Source organism: Ginsengibacter sp., from assembly GCF_057362405.1.
On sequence record NZ_JBMQQG010000076.1, the window covers coordinates 1 to 4,285 of the forward strand.

Consider the following 4,285-nt stretch of genomic DNA (forward strand, 5'->3'; position numbering starts at 1 on the left):
AAATTTGCGAAAGGTTTGTTCAACAACAGCAAGGGATTTGGCTATATCCCCATCGCCCAGCCTTACATACATATTATCCCTGTCTGATGCTACTTTCGGAAGCATCATAATTTCCGGTTCTATCTTATGTTGCAGCGAATAGATGTGATAATCGTTTACCACCCCGATGATATTGGCAAATAAGATCCTGCCGGTTGAATCCTTACCTCTTGAAATACGTTTACCCATGCCCGTTGTCCAGCCATGTCTTTTAAGCAAGGCCTCATTTACGATTACTTCATTACTGTCTGATGCAATATCCTTTGAGAAGTTGCGGCCCTCATTCATGTGTATTTGCATGGCGGGAATAAAATCCGGATCGATAATTAACCCATAAGCAAGATTGCTATGTTCATCCAATACGCCATTTTTTTCCACGTCATAATCCATCATGCCGATATCATTATTGCCAATCGGGTTGCCTGCCGATGCCGCAGCTTTCACCAGCGGGCTTTGTAACAGTGCTTCACGAAGCGCAGGCACCTGCTTTCTTACCGCTCTTGAATCAATGTGGAAAGTGATCATTTTATTTTTATTGAATCCAAGGTCAGCATTGAGCACATAGTACAATTGCATATAAATCACCAGTGAAGCTGTGATTAAAACAACGGTTACTGCAAACTGGAATAACACCAATGACTTTCTGAATATCACTTGTCCTTTTACATCACCCAACTGATTTTTTAAAGCAGGAATCGTTTTAAAACGCGACAGGAAAAGCGCAGGATACAGTCCCCCGATAAGTCCGGCAAGCAATGAAAAACTCAACAGCCAGGCAATGGTTGGTAAAACACCCAACTGCCATACAGATAATTGTTTACCGGCCAGGCTATTTACCATCGGCATTACCAGCGTCATTAGTACAACACTTATTACGGCGGCAGAAAGAATCGTAGTAATGGATTCTGTAAGAAACAGGCCTACAAGATTAATTTTACTGGAGCCGATAATTTTTCTTACGGCTACTTCACGCAAACGAACAGAAGCACGTGCAGTAGTAATATTGATATAGTTGATAAATGCGATAATTAAAATAAGAAACCCTACGATTGAAAGAACATAGATATATTTTATGTCGTGATTTTCGCCCAGCTCGTAGCTGAGATGAGAATGTAAATGAATGGACTTCAGCGATTGCAGTTCCATTGTGAGATGTATATCCTGCGAATTTGTGGTAAGATACCTGGTAATAAATGCCGGCATCTTCGCCCTCAGTCGGCTGATGTCGGCATTCTTTTTTAACAACAGGTAGGTATATATGCTCATGTTGTTCCAATCGCCTCCATAGTCCTGCGCCATTGAGCGAAGGGCATTAAAATTAAAATGAGAATTTTGAGGCACGTCTTCAATTACACCGGTTACCAATGTCGGAGACTTATCTATATAGATCGTTTGATTGAGTGCATCTTCGGGATCTTTAAAAAGCTTTGCCGCAACTGTTTTCGTGAGTACAATACTGTTAGGCTGCCGCAAGGCATTAAAATCGCCTGCAATAAAATGATAAGTAAACACATTGAAGAAAGAAGCATCCGTAAAAAAGATAGCATCGTCCTTAATGCTTTTGTTGTTATAAGTAATGATGCCACCCCCTTCGGGGTCAATACGCACGGCATCTTCCACTTCCGGAAAATCTTTTTTGAAGGCAGCCGCCGCAAGTGCGGAAGTACCGGTAATATCAAACTTTTCTTCTCCCCACCTGCCATGAGACACTACGCGATAAATCCTGTCCGCCTTTTTGTTGTAACGATCATAACTCACCTCATCTGTTATATAAAGCGAAATGATCCATACAGCCGTGAGGCTTAACGCAAGCCCGGCAATATTAATAAATGAAAAAACTTTTTGCCTGGCTATATTCCTGAAGGCAGTCTTAAAATAATTTTTAAACATCTCTTAGAATTTAGAATTAAGCTTAAAGAATTTCCTCATGGGACATATAAAGGCATTTTCGCGGAAAACTTTTCAATGAATGTACCAAGCCTGTATCGCGTTGATAAAGAGTTATTTATTATAATTTATTCAATGCAAGACTGTTCATAAACGAACACTTGTTTACAGAAAGTGAACAGTTAAGCAATTGAAGAATGGAAAAGATGTTGCCGGCTGTACCCACCAGCCGTATTCCTTTAGTGAATGAGAAATAGAATCTTTTAGCGTACACACAAGGCTGCTTCTGAACTTACAGACGTCGAAATAAAATGGAAAGAGAAATTATCCGGCAGTGATATAAGTGACGGAATTATATATTATTTTACGGCAACAAATCTGTGACAAAAGAAAATGAGAAAACTTCTGTTGTTTGCTATTATTAGTTTTTATGTACAGGACCAATGCCGGGCGCAGCTCCAGGGGCAGGATCGTATAGACTCATTGCTTGGCCAATTACCTAAGGCCAATGAAGACACCAATAAAGTGAAGTTGCTAACTGATCTAAGTCATACTTATTATTCTATAAGCCCCGATGAAGGTCTAAAATTTGGACAACAGGGTTTGGACCTTGCTGAAAAATTGGAATGGAAGAAAGGGATGGCTAATGCCAACAGAACCATCGCAGGTAATTATGGGTTTGGGAAATCTGACTATGCCGCGGCGCTGAAATATTCATTACAGTCATTACAGCAATTTGAGGAGCTTGGCGACAAAGTTGGCAAGGCCCGGATACTTAGCGATATTGGCGTTATTAATTGGTATCAATCAAACTACCCTGATGCATTAAAATATTATTTTGATGCTTTACGCATTAATGAAGAAATAAATAATAAACCTGACATTGCGGTCACGCTCTGCAATATTGGAATTGTTTATAACAGTCAACAAGATTATCAAAAAGCGCTTACGTATATTTTAAAAGCAAACAAGATTGATGAGGAAATGGGAAATAAAAGTGGCATTGCGGCTAACCTTGGTGACATCGGCGAGATGTACCGCAATTTAAACAATCATGAAAAAGCCCTTGAGTACAATTTAAAATCGCTGCAGCTATATAAAGAATTAGGTGATAAAAATGGAACTGCAAGAGATCTTGGCAACATCGGGGTCATTTATACCGAACAGAAAAATTATAGCAAAGCTTTAGAATACCATTTACAGGCGCTTAAAATAAGTGAGGAATTGGGAGTTAAAATTGAAACAGCAGCCAGCCTTGGCAATATAGGAATCATTTATTTAGCCACGGCGAAAGACACCGCCACCGGCAAATATAATTTCGCTGCATTGCGAAAAGCAAAAACTTATACAGACTCCGCTATAACAATAAGCAGGGAGATCGGGGACTTAAACAGCTTATCTGCAAATTATAACCGCTTAAGCGAAATTCAATCGCTACTTGGAGATAACAAAAGCGCCCTGGAAAGTTATAAGAACTTTGCGCTCATCAAAGATTCAATATTCAATATTGAAAAAGATAAGAAACTTACGGAAACCGCCATGCAATATGCGTTTGACAAAAAAGAGGCGGCTGCCAAAGCCAGTCAGGAGAAAAAAGATATCCGGCAGCGCAATCTCCGCAATTCAATTATTGCCGGTGCTGTAGTGTTATTGTTAGTTTTAATAGCGTTAGTCAATCGTTATCGCTATAAACAAAAAGCAAATAAAGAGCTGGCCGCAGCTTATGAAAATTTAAAGAACACGCAGCAACAATTGGTGCGGTCAGAAAAGATGGCAGCTTTTGGTGTGATGGCAACTCGAATGGCACATGAAATACAAAACCCGCTGAATTTTGTAAATAACTTTTCAGAGCTTTCACTCGATTTGGCACGTGAAATTGTTGCTCCCGGTAATGAAGAAGAAAAAAAAGAAGCAGCAAAGGATTTAATCAGCAATCTTGAGAAAATAAATCATCATGGCAACAGGGTAGCCAACATTATTAATCAATTACAGGAACATGCACGATCGGGTACGGCACAACAATTTTTCGAAGAAGGATAAAATAATTGCTAACGCAGGATAAAATTTACCCCGGCATTATTATGCCGGGCTGGTTTTCCTAATTAAATAATTCCTTATTGCCAATCAGGTATCGCGAAATGGTATCTTTTAGGTAAGGTGAGTTTGGGATAAGCTTAATTATGTATCGTGCCGATGGCACTCGTTTTATAATCAGTTCTTATTTCACCGGATTAAAATCCGGTGTTATAAAATAAAACAACCCTACCGCTTTACGTTATGTAAAGGCGTTAGCCTTGATTCATATCGTAACAATGGACTTCAGTCCGTTGGGGAATAAGATATATGAATTGAAAGCCAT

The 4,285-nt window shown here is 39.5% G+C and carries 2 protein-coding genes; one reads left to right on the forward strand and one right to left on the reverse strand.

Translation table 11 applies throughout. The annotated features are described in order from the left end of the window. Nucleotides 1-1,929 (reverse strand): ABC transporter permease (locus tag ACO1O5_RS06690; protein WP_486269064.1); only part of this gene is annotated, 1,929 nt, incomplete at its 3' end. A 390-nt stretch (nt 1,930-2,319) separates the two neighbouring features. Between ACO1O5_RS06690 and ACO1O5_RS06695 the strand changes: the two genes are divergently transcribed. Beyond that, nucleotides 2,320-3,966 (forward strand): tetratricopeptide repeat protein, encoded by a 1,647-nt coding sequence (locus ACO1O5_RS06695; protein WP_486269065.1) that lies wholly within the window; start codon nt 2,320-2,322, stop codon nt 3,964-3,966. The last annotated feature ends 319 nt before the right edge of the window (nt 3,967-4,285 follow it).